Here is a 20,453-nt window from a genome sequence, read left to right on the forward strand (position 1 = left end):
TCAGTAACCAGATTACTGCTGCTACTCCTTTCGCAACGCCATCCCAGGATTCTTTCTTAGCAAGGGAATAGACTGTGCAAATACAACTGCCAAAATGGTCAGGCAAACCAGCACCGTAGGGACCATAAAAACCGAAAACTTCAGTCCCACCTGAAGGTCAAAATTCGCTAACCAGTATTGTGCAAACCAGATGCTCGCTGGTAGTGCCACGATCAATGCAATGATGGTCATTATGGCAAATTGCTTGCTGAGTATTCCCATTACATGGACAGGAGAAGCACCTAATACTTTTCGAATACTGACTTCTTTGATTCGTCTGCGAATCTCTACGGAAGCCACACCCAGCAGCCCAACACATGAAATGATCAGCGCCAATGAAGTGAGTATACCTACCAACCCTAGCATATGTTGTTCACCCTTGTACAATCGTGCTACCCGAGCCTCTAAAAATTCTGAGATGAAAAACGAGTTTGGCGACGTAGCCTTGACCAAAGATTCCAGTTCTTGCAAATTATTCGGCACATTACTTTGCTCTATACGAACCAACCATTGTGAGGCCCACTCCGGTCGATAAGCGAGCACGGTAGGTTCAATGGCATTTTTTAAAGAGTAGTGATGGAAATCATTGATCACTCCGACAATAGGGCCTTGTTCATCTCTCCACCGGGCGAATTTTCCGACCACTTCTCCACCCAGTGCCTGGGCCATGGATTCGTTTACAAGAAAGGCAATCCCTGTATCTAATTTTCTGAAATTCTCACCTTCAATTAATGCAATACCCATCGTAGCAAGAAAGGACTCATCAGTCCATATCATATTGATCGTTCCTTCAAGTTCAGCAGGCTCCTCCGCAAAATTAAAAGTCTCATAACTCAACTGCTCACCTACAAGGTTGGAAGTGCGACCTACTCCTTTCACGCCAGGGATGCTTGATATCTGATGCTTGATCTGTTGATGTTGATCATGAAAGCGTTCTCTCAAGTCACCATATGTTTTGATAGCCAGTACACTTTCCTTGTCGTAACCCAGGTCTTGCGCTTCTATAAAGCGTAATTGCTCCCAAATAACCACTCCACCGATGAAAACAAACAGTGACAAGGAAAATTGCAATACGATCAGCGCTTTTCGGAAATAAGAAATGGTTGATTGAGGTGACTCATTTCTGGTAACTGTCTGAAGTGGATCTTGTGCCGTGACCAACAGCGCAGGATACAACCCCGATAGAAATCCTATCAAGATTGCAACACCAAAAAGCATCAAAAGATAGGACGGAGCCAGAAATATTGCTACTGTTACTTGCATCCCCATCGCTTGATTATACCAGGGGAGCAAAGCGATGGCCAAGCCTATTGCTGCTCCAGCAGCAATTAAACTCGATAACATGGATTCGATCTGTAACTGCATGATCAGATTAGACCTTGCTGCACCTACCAGCTTCCGGACACCCAGCTCGCGTACCCGGCGCAAGCCAATGGCTGTAAATATGTTGACAAAGTTTACGGCCGCAATTAATAGGATAAATAATGCCAGTGAGCCAAAAATGATCACATACGTCATATCACTGTTCTCTCCCATTTCCTGAATGCGATGAGACTTCAAATGAATTTCTGTCAATGGCATTACTTCAAAGTAGTTGTTGCCATACTCATCCCAATACTCTTCAGGAATATAGAATTTCTGAAAATCCAGCATGGCAGACCTTAGCTCATCATATGTTACTTCCGGTCGTGTTTTCACATAGGTATACATCACCATCCAGCCTGGATTATTCACCCAATCCGGAGGAGTATTGGCATAAAAAGTATCCATGGACAAGAGCACATCAATTTTCAGATGGCTGGTGGCTGGCAAATCCTTGAAAACCGCTACCACTTCCAATTCCTGGCCGTCATTGATCTCAATAATTTGTCCTATTGCAGATTCATCACCAAACAACCGTTGCACGAGGGATTCACTCAGCACAGCTGTATTAGGACGAGTCAATGGCTTATCTGAGCCGATCGTCAACTGAACATCAAATATCGAAAATACCGTACTATCCGCCTGAAAAATATCCATTGCAGTGGTTTGCGCTTGTTTCGTAGATACGATAGACATGCCTGACGAATATCTGGCAAACCTGGCGATTGAATTCATTTGAGGAAAGAACTCACTCAACTTCTCGGCAAGGATGACCGAAGACTTAGCCCACTCCTGATGAGTGGAGATGCGATAGATCTGCTCGTGTTCTGAAATGTGTTTTTCATAACCCAATTCTCGATCAACATGGACCAAAATCAACAGACTCACTCCAAGTCCAAACGCCATACCAATGATGTTTCCGGCATGGAAAACCTTGAATCGTTGCAGATTTCTCAAACTAAGTTTCAGGTAGTGCGAAATGTTGTAAAAGGGATTCATGACATTTGAGTTTTGACCAAACCTGGAATTGTACATTCGTATGAAAAGCAGTGCGTTCCAGGCATAGCGCCACCTGGCTTTTCTCGGGCCAGATTCCTGCACCCATAGTTCAAAAAGTTCTTCGAGATCTCCAGCGATCTCATTGGCATAGATCGGGTTGCAATACCAAAGCAGCAGTCGATTGATCCATCTTGGTGTCTGAGGTCTCATAGACTATCCCAGCTGATTTTAGTGATATCTCCCCAGATATTGTTGCGAATATCCCGGGCGGTCAGGATCGCTTTCTTGCCTTCTGCCGTAAGGGCAAATAGCCGTTTGGTTCGTCCACCTCGATTTTCGGTGGCCCCTCCCATCCTGCTCTCCAGAAACCCCTTCTTCTCTAGTCGGATCAAGGTTGAGTGAATCGTGCTTATGGTAATGTTTCTTTGCGTTCGATTGAGTAGTTCAGCCTGAATGGTGACCCCATACGCATCGTCATCCAACACTCCTACACACAATAAACAAAGCTCTTCGAACTCACCGATTGAACTTCTTTCCATATTTCATCAGGTTTTGCCGATGTAATATTACGACGGTTTTTGAGATTAGTTCAGGTTTTGCCGATATAATCTAAACAATAGCCGTTTAAAACAGTGTGAATGATAAAATACCGACCTTTTGACCGAATCAATTACTTTAGAATATTGCTTTACAGATTCCTTTATTGGTGTGGAGATAAACTGATGATATGAGAAAAAAGGATCCTAATCCTGTTGAGATCGCAAGTGGTTATTACGAAGAAGGTGGTTTGTTTTTCACTGACCTTGATGTTACCATTTTCCTTGAAAAACATCAACAGTCTGATTATCAATACTTAACGCCTGACTTTGGTCATTTATTGATTTCGAGAGAAAGTCAATCTCAACGCAATGTGATCCTGGACGTCTCCCTGATTAAGAAGGAAGCAAATGATTATTCCAAAACAATAAGTCGGCACTATCCATTTAAATACATCGAATCCTCATATGAGGGAATTACCTCTGCCGCCAAATGGGATATACCAATAAGAATGCATCAAAATGGTGATGTGATTAAAATTATCAATCAGGATAGTTACTATCAATTCAACCTGAAAACTGGAGAAGTCATTGATCTTATCAAGTTACTGGGTTACAATGATGGTTGGGGTTTGACCCGAATTGACAAGAACTTAAATCTGATAGAAATTGAAAGTCGGAAGCAATCCAGCTTACCTAGAATATTGGAATTGATCAGGCATATCTCCATTCTAAAGATTCTTTTTGCCTGATCTCCTGCGGTGAATTGGTACGGTATGACCTAAAAGCACCTTACGACCTGCTACGTTTTCCAATTGATAAAAATGATCAACAATGGGAGGCATTCCCAATGTTGGAAGCGGAATCCTTATGGTCAATTGAACCTACGGATCAAGTGCATGTATTTAGGGTTGTTCTTTGTGATTTTCCATATTTCGCGATCGTACTTGACGTGAATACAGGGAAGCATATCTTTGAAGAAGAAGACCCCAAGTCGAAGCAATGAAGCACGCTTTCTCAGGTGACCGAGGCCTTCCTCAACCAGAACAACACCCCACATAATCCCGCAAGAATTCCAGTGACTACTACCCTGTCCCATTCCATGTGAATGGCATGTGTTAGTAATGCTCCGATCATGATCACCGCAAGGCCTAACGCAGCCTTTGAGGCCATTTTTGGAATAAACACGAATACTGCTCCTACCAACTCCAGCCCTCCAACCAATAAGTAGATATGATCCGGATATCCCCAGTCCCTAAACATGGTTGCCCAGGAATCCATCCGTGTGAATTTTGCCTGCCCAGCCAGTATAAACTCCAATCCAAGCACGACCTGAAGTATCCAGGCAAATACATTTTTAACTTTTCTTTTATCCATTTTGTCTAGTTTTAGAATAATGCCCTTTTTAGACCTTTATGGCCGATAGGCAAATGACAAGAAAGTCTGAAATGGTGTATGAAGTGGCGCACTTTATAAATTGACCCAACAAATTGAACCGTGAATCAGATTGGTTTTGATATCCCTTCCATTGCCTTGATCGTCTCAATCATTGGCTTGACCTGGTCAGCTTTTTTGGCCCTGCATCGCAAGGGTAATCGCGCTGCAAATCTATACCTGGCCATGTTGATCGGGGTGTTGACTGTTTTTGTGTTGCGGCGAGGCGCACAACTTGAGTCTGATGGGCTATTGCTGTACTTATATTTCCTTTCTCATGGCCTTAGTTTTATCATCGGGCCTTCCATTTATTTACACATATCCATCATAGTTGGTAACAAAACGAAGAAACCATACTTACATTTTATTCCCTTTCTGACCATGAGCCTGATGCTTACAACAGCCTATTTCTATCGGGATCAAATCACCACGATGCAAGACACCTTTTTGTTGAAATGTATCGCATTATCAGAAATTGGAATACAGGTGATCCATTTGATCGGTTATCTGCTCATGACGCGGAATTTGATCCGAAGTTTTGAATTGGCTAGTCAAAACCGACTATCAACAATACCATCCATTAATCTAAAGTGGTCGCGGGGCCTTTTGGTCATCACCTCCATTTTGGGTGGGTTGATCCTTTTGCTTTCACTACTCATCATCACAGGTGGCTATTACGCCATTAACAATACGGCTGATGGACTATTCCTGATCACCATCTTGTTCATCATCGCCAGTCTAATTTTCAAATCCTGGAATAACCCGGAGATCATTTATCATTCAAATGAGGGCCATCAAAAATACAATCAATCTCCGCTTACCAATCCGGAAATCACAACATTGCGCAACTCCCTGGAAGCGAGCATTCAGCAAGAAATTTATCTCAAATCTGATCTTACTTTACAGGAACTATCGACAGTCATCGATACCAAACCATACATGCTTTCTCAACTCTTGAATGAAAGCTATCAGCAGAACTTTTTCAACTTCATTAATGAGCACAGAATTAACTATGCAAAACATCAGATCCAGCAAGGTTTTTTGGAAAAACAAACAGTGGAGGCATTGGCTTATGCAGCTGGATTCAATAGTAAAAGTACATTTAACCGTGCTTTCCGAAAATGGGAAGGTCAGTCGCCTAAGGAATACCTAAGCACCCTAACCTGACATCCCTTTATCTTCGCCGAATATGTCCACCACCCTTAACATCGGCCTCATCGACACACCACTTTCCAGGACTCCCTCATCCTCTCATATCCATCGATGGCCGGGTGGTCCTGAGCTTACATCCTCAAATTACCTTGCTCACGCGGACATCAATGTGGGGCTTTTACTAGGCAGTGAATCTGTGGAAAGCACTCCGATCCTACCGGAATGCAATATCTACCTAGCCGAAGCAGTGCAAGACTCCAACCTGACCTTGCGGTTACTGGAAGGTTTGGAATGGATGATTGAACAACCCGTAAATGTGGTTGCGATGCCCTTTGGAGAACATCACGGGTCTCCATTTATGATCCCACTGATACAGCAGCTACTAGATAGGGACATATTACCTGTTGCCGCCATCGGTAACAAGGGTGCCGGGCAATTCAGTGCACCAGGTTGTTATCAAGGTGTATTATCGGTGGGTGGAACAGATGAATCCGGTGAAGTTGCACCCTATTCCGGAAGTCTGAATTTGCCAGATGGGAAGTGCCTAAAACCGGAAGTATTGATGAATGGGGCAGTAATAACCGACCATCGAACCATGCAGGGAACGTCATTTGCCACGACAAAATTGGCAGGACATTTAGCCATTTTACGCGATAAATATCCAAACGTCAACTACCAACATTTCATAAACCTTACTTACGTATCCTGCAATCCTGTTTCAGCTGAATTTAAGCACCGATGTGTACATGGTGTTTTGAATACGGAACGGCTCAAGGGTCCTCTGAAAAACGTAGAAACCCTTGCTCCTCAAACGCTAACTATTCCTGGGAAGTTTACAGATCCTTTCTTGCTCAGGCAAATGCAGCAATCCCCGCCAGACAAAATCCTGGATGCCATTGTTTGTCCAAAAAACTCAGATTTAGCGGCCTATCCGGACATTGAGGTAGTCAAATCTTTTGCAAACGACCAGATCCTGGTGATCAAGGCTTTAGTCAGCACGCTCCTCATGATGCACACGCAACCGGACATTCTAGTACTGCAATCGCAGGAAATACCCCCTATCTCCATACTGCAACTGCGGTAAATTCATTACGCTATTAGGTGAATTGGTTCTTCATTCCATAGCTTGGCAAAACACAACCAATTTTTGAGTAACAACATGATCTACATTTTTGCAAATTCGGTCAATGGACAAATGTCCATTTATCTCGACGAGAAGCTTCGCCCAATTCCGAACCCACAAGTTTTAAAGGATTTATTTCCAGATCCAGTCACATATATCTCCTATGACAATGATCAAATACTTGCAGGTCACATTGGTATTAATTTACCAACAACTTGTCGCCTCGTTCGGCCAGAAGGCCAAGCGCCAGTCTACCTTGTTGACCAAGATGGAAGCGGAACACTATCATTAAGGCACATCGTAGATCAGGACACTTTTAATGCCTATCAATTTGATTGGAATAAGATTCAAGATCTTCCAGCGTCTGATCCTACCTGGAACATCGCAAAAGGAGCAGACATCAGCAACCTGGGATCCGCTTCCAATACCTGGATGCATCGATTACAAGTGGATTTCAGTGCTGAAAATGGACCAGCAGTACGCATCCCACACCTCAATGTTATTCACCGATTGGGCAAAGACAATGACCTCTTCTGCATCTGGAAAAATGGTACGGGAACCCATAAGACGGAAGTACATCAACTTACGGCATCCAGCAATTACGCCAAAGCCGGGATTCAAGTCGGCACCGCTTTTGATGAAACCGACGAATGGTGGGATTTTGTGATCGCTCCTGATAACAATGACCTGGTTGGGATCGAGAAGCAAAATACCGGCTCCGGAAAGACGGAAATTCATATCCTAAGTGCCAAAAGTAACTACCAGACTTTCACGACTCACGCGGTTTCTGGTCTCGACTATACAGATCACAACTGGCAATTCGCAATGGCTCCTAACAGAGATTTAGTTGGTATCTTTCAAAAAGGTGGAAGTAACAAGACCGAAGTTCACATATTGAGTGCCGCAAGTGATTATAAAGATTTTACCCTTCATTCGGCTACAGAGTGGCCTGTTTCCGGAGCTGAATGTGATTTCAGCATAGATGGAGACCGCAATCTGGTGATCTGTAAGAAATGGGATACAGGAACCAATTCTACAGAAGTGCATATTCTCACCGCCTCCAGTAACTATAAGGATTATGAAATACAAACTGGAACGGCACTGCCGGAAACAGATTGTTCGAGAACATTTTTGGCTGCTTCCAACCTCGATGTTTATGCTGTGTTTTCACAAGCTACAGGAAGCAAGAAAACGGAAGTTCACATGTTGTCTACCAGTTCTCACTACCGAAATTTCGGACTGCATGCTGCTATCCCCTTCCTATATTCAGATACGGCCAACTTCCAGATGAAGCAGGGTGAGTTCGCCTTGTACGAGGGACCCAATTATACCGGAAGATGCTGGCATTTCAATGGTGATTGTACTTCCCTGGCAGGAATTGACCAAAGACCTGGAACGATCGGATCGATCAAGATCGGTGCCGGAACTGGGGTGCTGTTATACGAGGGAGAAAATTATGGGGGCCCTGTGCATGAAATCATCCAAAGTAATGCCAAGCTACTTGGCGATATAGGATCTTTCAAAATCTACGACAGTGAAAATCCAGCTAAGGCACAAATTGGGTCCAGTGTGCTGTTAACCGAAGATTACCGCAAAAATTCGCAGGGCCAAATGGAGAGCTATAAAGCTTATCAATCCATTATTAATGTATCCCCAGGCACAGAAACCCTGCAAGTTTGGGCAGAAAAACAAATAACCATCCACGTGGATGATCAGAATTACACCATCGATCAGGTGCAATCAGCTAGCTTAAAGGTGAGCACCATGCAGAATGTGGTAATATCGACAGAAGCCACAGCCATAGGCACCTCCGCACTGAGGGTAAGAACAGATCAGATGGCAGCTAATGACTATGTGCTCATTTTCCCAGACCGACAAGTACACCAAAAAGTAGCGGCCATGCCAGATGGAACGCTTCATACCAATCGAGACGCGCTGGGTATTCACCCAAATGTTTCTCAAGAGGATTGTGATCACGTTCAAAAGTCTGTCCAGAACATGGCCAGAGCCGTGAAGTATCCTGCTGTGGACAGCCTCGCGCCACCTTCCATTTCCCATGAGGACATGGATGATAAACACTGGAAAATAGATTTCACAGAAAATGGTCCCAAATACGAAGCCATATCGGCTCAGGAATCACAACAAATACTCAATGGAGCCAGTGTTTCTTCTGCCGGAGCATTGAGCTGGTGGAATCCATGGGATGACATAAAGGCAGCTTATCATGCCACCAAGACCGTGGTTGAAGATACAGGTCATGTTATTAAAGAAGGGGCAGATGATGTAGCCCATGGTGTAGAAGATGCGGGAAAGGATATAGTAAAAATCGGATCAGTTGTGGTCCATAGCATCGACCATGTGGTAAAAGATGCCGTCTCTGAAGCTAGTAAGGGTCTACACGCGATCGAAGGGCCTATTCAAGGGGCGGTGATGGCCATAGGTGGTGGCGTCATTGATCTGGGAAAAGACATTGAACACGGGGTAATCAATGCGGCAGATGCTGTTGCAGGAGGCATTGAATCCGCTGTGGCTATGACCATTCAGTTTGCGGACAAAGCCGTTTCGTTTGTAGTCAGCCATGTCGAGCAAGTCGGAAGAGTGATCGGTATGGTCCTGGAACAAATTGGAGCTGAGATCGTGAAGATCGTGGATTTCCTCGCTTCCTTGTTTGATTGGCAAGAAATTGAAAGGATCAAGAATTATATCACGGGGACCATCAACCAGACATTCAATTACGTAGATGGTATCATCCCCCAAATGGAGAGTGTTATCAATAATGGACTCAATACTGCTGAAAGTGATATTAACGGCATGATTGATGAAGCCCGACAATACTTTGGTGTAAAAAGCGACATGGGTTCAGGTGAATCCTTTGGCGATGAAGTCATCCATAAAATCACGTGGTTCTTATCCAAAATAATGGGTCATAATAATCCACTTCCATCCCTGAGTGGAAACCAATCGGATGGACCTGTTCAAAAATTTGTTGAGAAGATCACGGAATTGGGCGCCGATGATGTAGCAAAGACAATAGAAGAGTTTGGAAGCAAACTTGAAAGCATGATCACCGATCCTAAAAATGCACCAAAAGAATTGATTGGTTTCTTTTTGGATACCCTACAAAGAGTGGTTGATAGCGGCGTAGAAGCCCTTAAATACGGAGTGGATGACATTTTAAATGCCCTTAGTGATTTCTTCAAAGATGTCCTTCACACGCTCAATTCACCGATTACCATCCCATTTATTAGTGATATTCTGAAGTTTGTGGGTTTACCTTCGATTACTTTCATGGATGTCCTGGGGTACTTCATAGCAATTCCAATGGAGATCATTGAAAAAATACGAGGAACCAAATTCTTTACGACTGACGTAGCTTTATCATCAGGGGAAAAGTTAGGGTTCTCGATAGCCAATGGTATTATTTCCATACTTGGTGGAATTCTTGGCGCGACTCAGGTTGCACTTTCTCAGCCTGTACCCATTATCGGACATCTTCAATTAGGATGTGGTGTACTCTATCAAATTTTCAGATGGCCCGGTGGCTATCCTCAGAAAATTGAAAATCAACCAGAGGGACTTACACTGGTTTGGATGTATCAGTGGTGTGCACTGGTGATCTTTATCTTGTTATCCGACCCGGGCAGCAAAGCTGAAAAGGGGGTTGCGGTTATTACTTCAGAAAATATCAGACTTGGTTTACTAGGATACATCACATTTGGTACTACTGAAGAAAAAACAGATCTGCAGAAAGCCTCCACGATGATGGTTCCACTACCTGCTTTGTTAGGGGTACTAGGTAGGGAAATTAAATCGGAAGAAGTCAGATTAGGAATAGGCGTCCTCATATTACTAATCAGTACCGCCTACTCAGATCTCGTAATCGCCGAAGGAGCCGGAGGTAAGTAATAGAATCACTACAAGTAGACTAAGGAAGCACACCCGAGATGGGTGTGCTTTTGAATTTTCAACAATAAGTATTAGTCAAGAGGAAACGTCATTTGATAAAAGGAGCAGATCCTGATTGGGATCTATCTGGAACGATGCAATGGCCTTGTCAAATTTGAGTATATGGCTAGCTGTACCGAATTGTACCATTTCTCTAGTAGAGGTACCGTCTTCAAACTCGATCAGAACCTCTAGGTCTAGACAATAGGGCTCTCCTTTTTGTATTTGTCGTATTCGAATGGTTTTATCATCCAATTGACGGCTTTTCAATTCAGGCGCTCCCTCCCATAACAACCACTGCTCAAAGAACTGATCCAGCGAAACATCCGCATGTTGCTGGAAAACGGATTTCCAATCTACCAGGCCCACCATTTTATGGCCGAATTGCCTGACAATTGTCTGTAAGGATGCAAAAAATGCCGCATCCCCTATTTTCTTGCGAAGCATATGATAGACCCATGCTCCTTTCGAATCTGCCAGATAATTGCTGATGGAATTGCCAGATGGCTTATCTCCGATTGGATGGTCTCTCCCTTCTTTCACAAATCGGCGAAAGGCCTTTGCATCATGATTCCTGCTAAATCCCCCTGTTCCTGACAACATGAATTCCTTTGCTGTTGCCGCACCGTATACTTCCTCGATGGCCATGATGGCGGAATACTGCGCCAAAGATTCAGTGATCCACAAGCCACCCTGCGCCTCATAATCCGCTCCAACCAGAATGGCCCACCAGGCGTGAGCGGCTTCATGTGCCAGTACGGCCAGACTGTTGAGGGGATCGTCAAAGGCTTGAGATTTGAGCAAAATGTACCCCTGTTCTGAAGCTCCATAAAATCCTGGAACCGAATAAGGGATTTCTACAATACTATGAAAGTCATAAGGTGCAGGACCAAACCATTTTTCAAACCGTTCTACACTTTCCAGAAAGGTCCGAACCCTGGCCTGTTGCCCCTCTATATTCGAAGTACCACCTACTAACTTCAGGGACTGTTCAGCCACCTGATAGTCAACTTCCTTAAATGGTCCTGCTGTGAATGAAATGGCTAATTCGGGATTAATTTCCCAAATTTCACCAGATTGACTTTTTTTCATTCTCTCTCCTCCTGCGACCGCTGACCATCCGGCAGGTAGTACCAATTCTAAATCCGCATCAACCTTCATCGTTGACCAAAAGGCTTCTTTTTGTCCTCCAAAAGGCGTTGGATACCAGGCATTGATCCATGAAGCTACAATGGATTCCTTCCCCCAATAATACAATACGCTTCTCCTGTTCAGGATTTCAACGGGAATTCGGATGTTCATTACTTCGCCGCGACGATAGAGCCTGGACCGTTCTACTTTGGCAAACCGCATGTTGGGCAAATCACCATTTCTCAGATTGATTTCAACATCATGATCAGGGTATTCAAAATGACCAAATTTCGAAGATTCCTGAATCGAATTAAGGAACAGCAACGGACCATAAGAGCTAGATACACCATCGAGCTGTAGTTGCAGTTCAGCTGAAATCTTCGGCGCATCAGGTATCGAAGCGTCTACTTTCAAGTGTAGGGTATTCAATTTCCATCCTAATCCGTTTTCGGGTGTAGGTGCATCAGAAGCAGCCACAGAAATGCGTTTTTCCGGCAAATCAATGCCACACAAAACGATCAATACTAGAGAACTGACAGAGAATAGGAGCTTTTTCATGAAACTCATTTACGAATCACCCTTTTAGCTCGACGAGTTTATGTGGTGAGTTGCAAAAAATGCTGTGAATGGAGGATAGATACTCAACGGGGCAAGTTTTTGTAACATCTCGCGATGAGACAAGTATTAATAAGGAAGTGAAAAAGCCCTTAACCATCCTTATCTTCTTAATCCAGGTATTATCAGGTACAGCACAAACCATTGATGATCTTCGAGACCAATGGGAGGAATCCTGGCCGGAACTAAAGATCCCGACACTCCAGCTGGCTTATCAGAACTTTCTAAATCAGCACCTGGAAGCTAAGACGCTGAAAGAACAGAATACCTTTTTTCAGTCCATGGCCTCACAACTCGATAAGATCGATTTGAATGTTATTGGTCGCAAGGATCGACTGGACTGGAAAATCATGAATTATGAGACCTCACTTAACCTACAGCGATTGCAATTGATCAAAGCAACTCAGGGACATTTTCAGGAAGGGGGCGTGTTCCATGGCCCAAACGGCAAAAGGTGGTACACTTACCTGATCAAACACTGGACTTCAACGGACATCACCCCCGAAGAAGTAACAGCTTATGGCTGGTCAGAGGTCAAACGGGTCAAATCCGCCATGAAAAAACTACAAGCAGAAAACGACATCAACAGGGCGTACACAGATGAAGAGCAAGACGTGGAACAAGCTTTTTCTGATTATGAGCAATTTCTTGAAAAACAAGTTTGGTCTATCGTTCCTCACTGGTTCATGCCAGATCTTAAAATTCGCAGAGGTAGCAACGCCAACCTTAAGCAGGTTCCTGGCTACTATGGTGGCAACGTACTCTCTTACAACCTGTTTGATGACCCATTCGACTTATCACAGATCGATTGGCTGTATTTACACGAAGGCATTCCCGGACATCATTTTCAAATCAATAGCGAGAGCCGTGCAGATATTCCCGGGTACCGTTCCAGGATAAGCTACAGTGGCTATCGTGAAGGCTGGGCGGCTTATGTTGAGGAATTAGCTCAAGAGCAAGGATGGTATACCGGACCGGCTCAACGATTCAGTCAAATGGAATGGGACTTGATCCGCTCCACGAGGTTGATCCTGGACGTTGGGTTGAATTATGAAGGATGGACCGATGAAAAGGCTATGGAGGTCTGGCAATCAATCATCTCGGATGCAGATCACATAGGAAAAAGAGAAATTGCCAGAATGCGTCGCTGGCCTGCTCAAGTATTGACCTACAAAATTGGCACCAAAACCATATTAGACACCCGAGCAAAAGCCTTGGGAGGCGATAACTCTAATAAGGCATTAAGGGCCTTCCACAGTAAACTACTCTCGAAAGGAAGCATACCTATGGCCTTGGTTCCGCAGTTGTTTGGGCTACCCCGTTGATGTTGGTTCTTTGTCAATCAGAGTCACTTGAAAAGGACTCTGATGACGTTGAGGGCATTCGTCAATAGCAGCAAAGGGGTGTGAATGAATTTACCATTTTAGAGGTATTGTGTCTGGAATACTCAATCGACTTGCAATTCCAATAAAGCGATGGTTGATCCATCTACGTGTTTGAAAAGGCCCACAATTTCGTCTTTAATCATGAACGCACTCGAGATTTCTTCACACAATGAACCACACAATATATTGACATCATAGGAAAAAAAGTAGGTAGAATCACTGGTCATCTGCTGTAAATCAGTTACACCATTCAGGGTAGATTTCAACAGAATTTGGAAGGTCTCTTCTTCACCTACCTGGGTTTTGGAAACCACTTCTCTCAACTTATAATCAACCGAAGAGGCATCTTGTGGCGGGTTTTCAATAGGTCGTTTCTCAATCTTCAATTCATAGACATTGCCCCATTCGAAATCAAATCCGGAAATCTCTGAAGAAAAGTTCTGCCAATCATCTGTTCCAAAGTTTTCGGGATATTGAACTTGAAAGATCAGATGATTAGGTATCCCAAAGCCCATAGGCTTGAAGTGATTGACACGTATGTTCACTACTTCTACTTCTTCTTTACAAGATAAGAGCATCAATGCGAATAGTAGATAGAAATATTTCATATTCTGTTCAGGCGTTTTGTAAGTTTTATATTTAGTTCTTAAGGTTTCATACCAAACCGCTCATTAGTAGCAAAGAAAGTACAGAAGTTCTTTCTTGCATTATTCGTTCAAATACAAATAGCAGATTATGAGAGCCAAGAAGGCAATGGAACGATTGCCAGGTATTATGAAGATCTTCCGTTCAAGCCACGGCAGGAGCTTTTGCTTGATATTATGCCAGAAATCAAGTAGTTGGAATAAAAAATATGCCTCAAGCTTTTTGGGACGTCCTTCCCTTTTTAGAACAATCAAAGGTTGAACCAGTAGGTCGCCTTAAAGGTAATGGCCCTTGCTCTGGGTGCACCAAACCGGATAAAGCCATCGTCTTGGGTGGCAAAATAATTGTCCGTATAGACCAGGAACAAATCAGAAACGGGCGCAAAACGCCACTGCAACCTTGCGTTGATATTCAGATTTTCAATCTGGCTGTTGTACTGGAAGAAAGTCGTCAGGAACAGGCTTTTAGTCAAGGTCAAATCAATTCTGGGGCCGATCAACAAAAGCGTCACTGTATTATAAGGCTCTGGCAATACGATCCGATTGATGTTGAAATCGATGGTGGTAAATCCTTTAGGCTGGTATCGATAACCAATTGAACCGCCCAGGTTCCAGCGTTCGCCATTGAAATATTGACCTGATCGGGTTCTCAATTCATAGAAGAATTTCTTTCTGGCATCAGAGTTGAAGCTCGCTATGAATTGAAAATTGTAGTATTCCGTATCGGCATTCAATTCGACTCCTCCTGATTGTGATGGATCAAATTCATTGAACAGGTAGGTATATTGTCGTCTTAACCGCATGCTGTAACGAGCAGTATTGCGGAAACGAATATCATAGAGCAGGTTAACATCCCAGTCCAGAAACCCGTAAGTATCATTACCAATCATGTCAAAATCAAATCCAGGTCCATGACTTTGGACCAATCCTCCTTCCGGAAATATGCTATAGCGCGTGGTAGAAGCCAACTGACGAATATCAGTCCGTCGCACAAAGCCCGCCTCCGGATCATATCCCCCTCCTACCATCTGTGAAAACACATCCACAGACAGGGTGTAATTGCTATAATTCAAGCTTAGTCCTGTGGCATAGGCATCATCTAATCGCTCTTCGGAAATAGATTGATGATAGAAGACTTTACCATTCCATCGATTGTTGGCAGAAGCTAAAATGAAATCGGTACCGAAGACCCGATTATAGGTTGAAAAGGATTCATTGTCAAATTCTTCATCTGACTGGAAAGTCTCTTTGTTCACCACCAGAAAGTTGATACTCGAGCGTGCGAATACCTTCTGTTGCGCTGTAAGGACAGTAAAATTGTAAGAGGGTAATCCATTGGTTTCATCTTCCGCTGCCTGCATGGACAAGGCCCCGATACGCAGGTTCTTGTTGGCTTTTCCACTTAACCTGAATCCAATTGGAATTCGGTTCTGAATGTTTTGTCCTGTGGCAGTATCTCGGGCGACTCCTATTCTTCTGGTGAAAAAGGGACGTGTTCCACGGTTACCGAAGTTGGAAAAGAGGTCCGCATTTTCAAGAAAGAACTGCCTGCGTTCAGGAAAGAAGATCTCAAACCGATCCAGGTTCGTGACCTGCTGGTCTACTTCCACTTGTGAGAAATCAGGATTCACTGTTACATCCAGGTTGAGTCCGGGCGTAACGGCATATTTCAGGTCAAAGCCCGCCTGCAATCCCTGGTCGCTCCCCACATTCACTTTATCAGGATTATCAGGCTCCGCAAATACCCTACCTGCATTGGCAGCGATAAACGGTATAACAGACGCATTAAGTCCTGGCTTCTTCGTAGGTTTATCCCAATACATGGTCCTGTGAGTGGCCATGTTCACAATGGGGAAGTTCCTTTGGATCGGGCTCCACGTAGATCGCTCAGCATATTCGCTATCAACGCGATAAAAATTAATGTACCAGCTTTCCTGGTCTTTGCCATACCTCAGTGTGCTGAATGGAATGGCCATTTCTGCCAGCCAATAGCCATCGTACTGTTTGGCCTGTCCGTTCCATTTGTTGTCCCAGTCCAGGCTAAATGAACCTCTTCCACTTCCTCCATTCACGATCAAGCCTTCTCTTCTGACACCAAAAGGATTGATCCCAAACAAAATACCGTTAGTGTGATCTTTGAACGGATCAAAAATCACCGTAAAACTATCATTGGCTTCACCCCGAAAGTCTCTGCGTAAGGAAGGCGTTACATACGCTCTCTCTCCAGGCTTGTTCTCCATGATGCCCATCACATAGATGAAATTGTCATCGTAAAGGATCCGTGCTACGGTTTGCGCTTCAGCAAGTGACGAATCGAAAGGAAAATATTGTTGGAAATCAAAGGCAGAATCCGCTTCGAACCAGATGTCCTCAGCAATGCCGTCAATTTTGATGGGTTTATCCGTATATCGGATCTCGATCGATTGACCAAATGTTATTCCTGCACAACTAAGTAGTATGGCCGCAGTTGCCACAATCATTCTTAACATGGCTGCAAAGAAAAATGGTCTCACTGCAAACAACTTATTGTTTTACACCAGTGGACAACCATACATATAATATCGATTTCGGTATGTGATTTCCATGTACTTATCCTACGAATGACCCTTAATTAATTCAATGGCTTTAGTTCTGGAATAGAAAAAGATGCAATCAGTTAGGAAAAACCTGTACGCAGGACCATCCTCTGCAGCGGCCATTTCATATGAAGTACAAGGTTATCCGACGAAGATCATCGTAGGACGCGACAAGGAAATTCAAGATTTCGAATTTGATAAGGCCATGGAGCTAGTAGGGCTTCTGGAATAATATCACTACCAGCTAATTGGATTGGCTCAATCTTTGTTCAGATTGTATTTCATGATTGCGCCGTGTTTTCCGGTCTTATCACGTTCCAAAGCATAAAATGGCCCCTTCGGCCCTGCGCCTTTGCCAATGATTGCTTGAATGGTTGCCATATCTGACTCATTCAATTGAAATGTATCAAGTTGTTTTAATCGTTGTAAATGCCTGGCATTTCTTGCCCCTACAATTACTCCGGCAACATTTGGAAGTTGTAAAATGTATTGGCAGGCTACTTCGCCAATACCCACTTCATATTGATCCGCAACACGACGCAATACCTTGAGAAGTTCCTGAAACAGCTCCCAGCTTCCGAACTCTTCAATGATCAATCGGTACTTTGTTAACGAGCGGTTTTCCAGGGGTTTATTCGGTTCAGGTTGATCCAAATACGCATCAGACAAAAAACCGCCGGCGACAGTCCCATAACACAGATATGGGATAGAAAGAGTCTCTGACAGCAAAGGTTGATCATGCGCTACCCGTTGATCAAGTACCGAATATTGTACCTGGTTACTTAATAGCCTGATTCCAGCATCATTGAGTGCTGCGACATGTGCTGTATCGAAATTAGTGATCCCAAGGAATCGGATCTTGCCCGCGTCCTGCAATTCCAGTAGATGTAAGGCGGTTTCCACGTATCCGGGAAATTGATAGTCCCACCAGGCAAATTGCACCAGGTCCAGTCGCTCCACTCCTAGCCGTTGCAGTGACCGGTCGATAATCTTTTCTGTGTCTTCTTTCTTTAAAGAAGCCAGGGCGTCATAATCAGGGACATATTTGGTATGTACTTGTACCTCTACTCCGTTGTGAGATTTCAAAAACTGCCCAATCAGTTCCTCTACTCCTGTGTATATATCTGCACAATCGAACGTAGTGATTCCTGCCTCTACAAATGCACGCATGTCAGCCAAAGCATCACGATGAAGGATGTTTCCGTGTCCGCCAGCGAGGTGCCAGCCACCTTTGATCACGCGAGAGATGGAGTAGTCGGAAGTAAGTTGGTAGCGCTGCATGTTAAAGTATTGTAAACCGGTTAGTTGAGTAATCTCGTTAGTAGACTAATCAGATTATTGGTACTCGGCAAAAATACCCTCAAACTCATCGATGGGGATCGGGCCTGTCCGCATGATCGTATCCATGAATAGCGTTAGGTCAAATTGATCGCCCAATCGTTCTTTTTCTGATTTCATCAGCTCCGAAAATTGAGCACCTCCATAGAAATATGAGGTGAGTTGCATGGGAGAACGCATCAGTCGATACCAAAGACTTTTTGCAAACTGAGGCGCGACCAAAGCAGTTCCTGTAGAAAACTTCATGACTTGTTCTTGTGTCCACCCTTCTGTGTGTACCATGACTGAGGTGTAGGCACGATTGGCATTTTCGATCCGCTTCCTCAAATGCGCCAGCATCGTCATGTCATTGCCTGCGTCCCATCCTTCATCAAGTGCAACCCGTTCACAAAAGGTCGCCCACCCTTCAACATAGGGCCCATAAGGAAACAGCAAGCGATGAGGATGTGGCGTTTCGCGGCTGATTTTAAGCTGCATGTAGTGACCAGGAAACAACTCATGAATGACAATGATGCGATTGAAAGGCTTGTTAAAAGAAGACCAAAAATCTACTTGCTCCTGCGCAGGTAGCGTATCCGGGATTGAAGGTAAATACAATGTAGTCCAGGGGTTTGGATCAAATGGAGGCGCAGCACCGACCCAGCCAATTCTTGCGGCTGGCCCTGCACTCTCAGGAGCGGACCGAATACTGAGTGTCTGGTTTTCCGGCAAGGTGCCCAATCCTTTTTCTTCCACAAACTTGATGGCCTTATCCGTAAGTTCTTGCCAGAATTGCTCATAATCTCTACTGTTCAAAGGAATGTCCTGCTCCATGTCTTCCAGTGCTTTTTCCAGACGGCCTTCAAAAGTCTCCGGAAGTGGAGATTGTCTGTAAGCTTTCTGCAAATAGCGAGAAGCCACTTCATCCATCAGTTGACGTACCAATTGGATCTCTTCTAAAGCCATATCAGCAAGGCGTTCAGGGATAAGATCACTGTCCGTATACAAAGACAATCGGCGCGCATATTCTGTTTTGCCCAGGATATCACTTCGATCTGAAATGGAATTACTCAATGTCTTGCTCACATGATCAGACAATTCTTTGATCACCGTTTTGGCGGATTGAAGCCGAGCCTCAAATCCATCACATGCGTTGGACTTGATCTGTGCTTTCAGACCATCGAGTGTTTTCAATAATTCATCAAAAATCCGCTGACTGTTATCATGATCTTGTTGAGCAACCTGCTTAAGGTTCTGACTTGCCGCATTCGCTAATTGAAGAATGGATGTAAGTCGCTTACAGACCAGGCCTCCTTTCTCTGAGTTAGTGAGGTACGTTTGCTCTAAAACAGGTGGTAGTGTATTGGCTAACAGTCGCATGTACAAACCCAGATCATTTTCCTGGACTTTTAGCACCTGCCACTGATCGATCTCAGATTGGGCCTGCACCCGTAACAACCTCCCATCAATAGGACTAATTTCAGTCTCAGGGCTCTTTTTACTTACCAGCTCAAGGACCTTAACATTAAAATCAATCCACTGCTGGATCGCTTGACTAGACCGATCCTCATAACTGAATATAGCGGGCCGTATACCGGCCCTTACGGCTTTTGACGGATAGAACTTTTTCCATTCGTTCATGTATTGATCTTCAAGCGCCTGACCAGACACATCTGCCATAGTAACAATAAGGAGGAATATCGCACCTATCGTTCCTTTCATAAGATCGATTGATTTTTCGAGTTCGGAAGTTAGAGATTATCAAATAAAGAGCCGGATCATCAATGACTCATTTGACAATCCTCAAAGACTATTGCTTCAACAAGCCTAAGCTTTCTTCGTCTGATCTATAATCTCTGCATTGGTCGCATTGTCATGTACAGAATGGATTCCTTTGTCCCTGGCGGACGATGTGGTGTACATCTGACTGTTGCCAATGATCTGCTTATTGGCTGCATGCAACACAAAATAGTGCCGACCGTCTTTGGCTTTCTTTTTCTCAAAATTCGCTTCATCTTTTGAGTTCACAGCAACAGAACTGACTCCATTTTGACAACTTGCCTTGGCGGTGTAGCCCTGACTAGCCAGGATCACTTCGCCATTTCCGGCTTTCAAGTGGAAGAAAAAATGATCGTCTTTGCCTTTAAATATTTCGAATTTAGGTTTTCCCATAGTACTGAGGGTTTAGGTTCATA

15 protein-coding genes are annotated in these 20,453 nt (G+C 44.0%); 6 read left to right on the forward strand and 9 right to left on the reverse strand.

Translation table 11 applies throughout. The annotated features are described in order from the left end of the window. Positions 1-21: 21 nt before the first annotated feature. Together R8G66_01620 and R8G66_01625 are read right to left on the reverse strand one after the other, a co-directional pair. Complete coding sequence (locus tag R8G66_01620; GenBank protein MDW3191022.1) at positions 22-2,610, reverse strand: FtsX-like permease family protein; 2,589 nt, start codon at positions 2,608-2,610, stop codon at positions 22-24. Next, positions 2,607-2,939: a PadR family transcriptional regulator gene (locus R8G66_01625; GenBank protein MDW3191023.1), complete on the reverse strand. Its 333-nt coding sequence runs from the start codon at positions 2,937-2,939 to the stop codon at positions 2,607-2,609. The genes R8G66_01620 and R8G66_01625 overlap by 4 nt, the downstream gene beginning before the upstream one ends. A 188-nt stretch (positions 2,940-3,127) precedes the next feature. Here R8G66_01625 and R8G66_01630 point away from each other — a divergent pair, with 188 nt between their 5' ends. Further along, positions 3,128-3,688, forward strand: coding sequence for a hypothetical protein (locus R8G66_01630; protein MDW3191024.1), 561 nt, complete (start codon positions 3,128-3,130; stop codon positions 3,686-3,688). 265 nt (positions 3,689-3,953) lie between these two features. Here the strand turns inward: R8G66_01630 and R8G66_01635 are convergent, their stop codons facing one another. Further along, a complete protein-coding gene (locus tag R8G66_01635) occupies positions 3,954-4,313 on the reverse strand; it encodes a DoxX family protein (protein ID MDW3191025.1) in 360 nt (119 codons plus the stop codon). 120 nt (positions 4,314-4,433) lie between these two features. Here R8G66_01635 and R8G66_01640 point away from each other — a divergent pair, with 120 nt between their 5' ends. The 3 genes from R8G66_01640 (at position 4,434) to R8G66_01650 (ending at position 10,551) form a co-directional block, all read left to right on the forward strand. Further along, entirely contained in the window at positions 4,434-5,537 is a 1,104-nt protein-coding gene (locus tag R8G66_01640; GenBank protein ID MDW3191026.1) for an AraC family transcriptional regulator, read from the forward strand. 22 nt (positions 5,538-5,559) lie between these two features. After that, positions 5,560-6,606, forward strand: coding sequence for a S8 family serine peptidase (locus tag R8G66_01645; protein ID MDW3191027.1), 1,047 nt, complete (start codon positions 5,560-5,562; stop codon positions 6,604-6,606). A gap of 75 nt (positions 6,607-6,681) precedes the next feature. Next, positions 6,682-10,551: a hypothetical protein gene (locus R8G66_01650; protein MDW3191028.1), complete on the forward strand. Its 3,870-nt coding sequence runs from the start codon at positions 6,682-6,684 to the stop codon at positions 10,549-10,551. A 75-nt stretch (positions 10,552-10,626) separates the two neighbouring features. Here R8G66_01650 and R8G66_01655 read toward each other — a convergent pair whose 3' ends face one another. Beyond that, positions 10,627-12,279 carry a M1 family aminopeptidase gene (locus tag R8G66_01655; GenBank protein MDW3191029.1) on the reverse strand — a complete coding sequence of 551 codons (1,653 nt, stop codon included), beginning with the start codon at positions 12,277-12,279 and terminating at the stop codon, positions 10,627-10,629. A 68-nt stretch (positions 12,280-12,347) separates the two neighbouring features. Between R8G66_01655 and R8G66_01660 the strand changes: the two genes are divergently transcribed. Continuing rightward, positions 12,348-13,661: a DUF885 domain-containing protein gene (locus R8G66_01660; GenBank protein MDW3191030.1), complete on the forward strand. Its 1,314-nt coding sequence runs from the start codon at positions 12,348-12,350 to the stop codon at positions 13,659-13,661. A 122-nt stretch (positions 13,662-13,783) separates the two neighbouring features. On the opposite strand, the gene R8G66_01665 is transcribed toward R8G66_01660, so the two are convergent. Together R8G66_01665 and R8G66_01670 are read right to left on the reverse strand one after the other, a co-directional pair. After that, positions 13,784-14,329, reverse strand: a complete 546-nt coding sequence (locus tag R8G66_01665; protein MDW3191031.1) for a DUF4377 domain-containing protein — start codon at positions 14,327-14,329, stop codon at positions 13,784-13,786. A 287-nt stretch (positions 14,330-14,616) separates the two neighbouring features. Then, the gene (locus tag R8G66_01670; GenBank protein MDW3191032.1) at positions 14,617-16,878 is read right to left on the reverse strand and encodes a DUF5916 domain-containing protein; all 2,262 of its coding nucleotides are present in this window, start codon (positions 16,876-16,878) and stop codon (positions 14,617-14,619) included. A 133-nt stretch (positions 16,879-17,011) separates the two neighbouring features. Here R8G66_01670 and R8G66_01675 point away from each other — a divergent pair, with 133 nt between their 5' ends. Continuing rightward, positions 17,012-17,173 (forward strand): hypothetical protein, encoded by a 162-nt coding sequence (locus R8G66_01675; protein ID MDW3191033.1) that lies wholly within the window; start codon positions 17,012-17,014, stop codon positions 17,171-17,173. Between the two features lie 26 nt (positions 17,174-17,199). Here the strand turns inward: R8G66_01675 and R8G66_01680 are convergent, their stop codons facing one another. The 3 genes from R8G66_01680 to R8G66_01690 form a co-directional block, all read right to left on the reverse strand. Then, entirely contained in the window at positions 17,200-18,222 is a 1,023-nt protein-coding gene (locus R8G66_01680; protein MDW3191034.1) for an aldo/keto reductase, read from the reverse strand. 54 nt (positions 18,223-18,276) lie between these two features. Then, a complete protein-coding gene (locus R8G66_01685; GenBank protein ID MDW3191035.1) occupies positions 18,277-19,980 on the reverse strand; it encodes a DUF885 family protein in 1,704 nt (567 codons plus the stop codon). Positions 19,981-20,085: 105 nt separating this feature from the next. Beyond that, entirely contained in the window at positions 20,086-20,430 is a 345-nt protein-coding gene (locus R8G66_01690) for a YegP family protein (protein MDW3191036.1), read from the reverse strand. Between the last annotated feature and the right edge of the window lie 23 nt (positions 20,431-20,453).

This window comes from Cytophagales bacterium, from assembly GCA_033344775.1.
In the GTDB taxonomy this organism is placed as follows: Bacteria; Bacteroidota; Bacteroidia; order Cytophagales; family Cyclobacteriaceae; genus JAWPMT01.

Excerpts from the sequence above, each read along its gene's own strand:
- R8G66_01625 (MDW3191023.1), bottom strand. The coding sequence starts at position 2,939 with ATGGAAAGAAGTTCAATCGGTGAGTTCGAAGAGCTTTGTTTATTGTGT.
- R8G66_01630 (MDW3191024.1), top strand. The coding sequence starts at position 3,128 with ATGAGAAAAAAGGATCCTAATCCTGTTGAGATCGCAAGTGGTTATTAC.
- R8G66_01685 (MDW3191035.1), bottom strand. The coding sequence starts at position 19,980 with ATGAAAGGAACGATAGGTGCGATATTCCTCCTTATTGTTACTATGGCA.
- R8G66_01680 (MDW3191034.1), bottom strand. The coding sequence starts at position 18,222 with ATGCAGCGCTACCAACTTACTTCCGACTACTCCATCTCTCGCGTGATC.
- R8G66_01620 (MDW3191022.1), bottom strand. The coding sequence starts at position 2,610 with ATGAGACCTCAGACACCAAGATGGATCAATCGACTGCTGCTTTGGTAT.
- R8G66_01655 (MDW3191029.1), bottom strand. The coding sequence starts at position 12,279 with ATGAAAAAGCTCCTATTCTCTGTCAGTTCTCTAGTATTGATCGTTTTG.
- R8G66_01690 (MDW3191036.1), bottom strand. The coding sequence starts at position 20,430 with ATGGGAAAACCTAAATTCGAAATATTTAAAGGCAAAGACGATCATTTT.
- R8G66_01645 (MDW3191027.1), top strand. The coding sequence starts at position 5,560 with ATGTCCACCACCCTTAACATCGGCCTCATCGACACACCACTTTCCAGG.
- R8G66_01635 (MDW3191025.1), bottom strand. The coding sequence starts at position 4,313 with ATGGATAAAAGAAAAGTTAAAAATGTATTTGCCTGGATACTTCAGGTC.
- R8G66_01660 (MDW3191030.1), top strand. The coding sequence starts at position 12,348 with ATGGAGGATAGATACTCAACGGGGCAAGTTTTTGTAACATCTCGCGAT.
- R8G66_01665 (MDW3191031.1), bottom strand. The coding sequence starts at position 14,329 with ATGAAATATTTCTATCTACTATTCGCATTGATGCTCTTATCTTGTAAA.
- R8G66_01650 (MDW3191028.1), top strand. The coding sequence starts at position 6,682 with ATGATCTACATTTTTGCAAATTCGGTCAATGGACAAATGTCCATTTAT.
- R8G66_01675 (MDW3191033.1), top strand. The coding sequence starts at position 17,012 with ATGCAATCAGTTAGGAAAAACCTGTACGCAGGACCATCCTCTGCAGCG.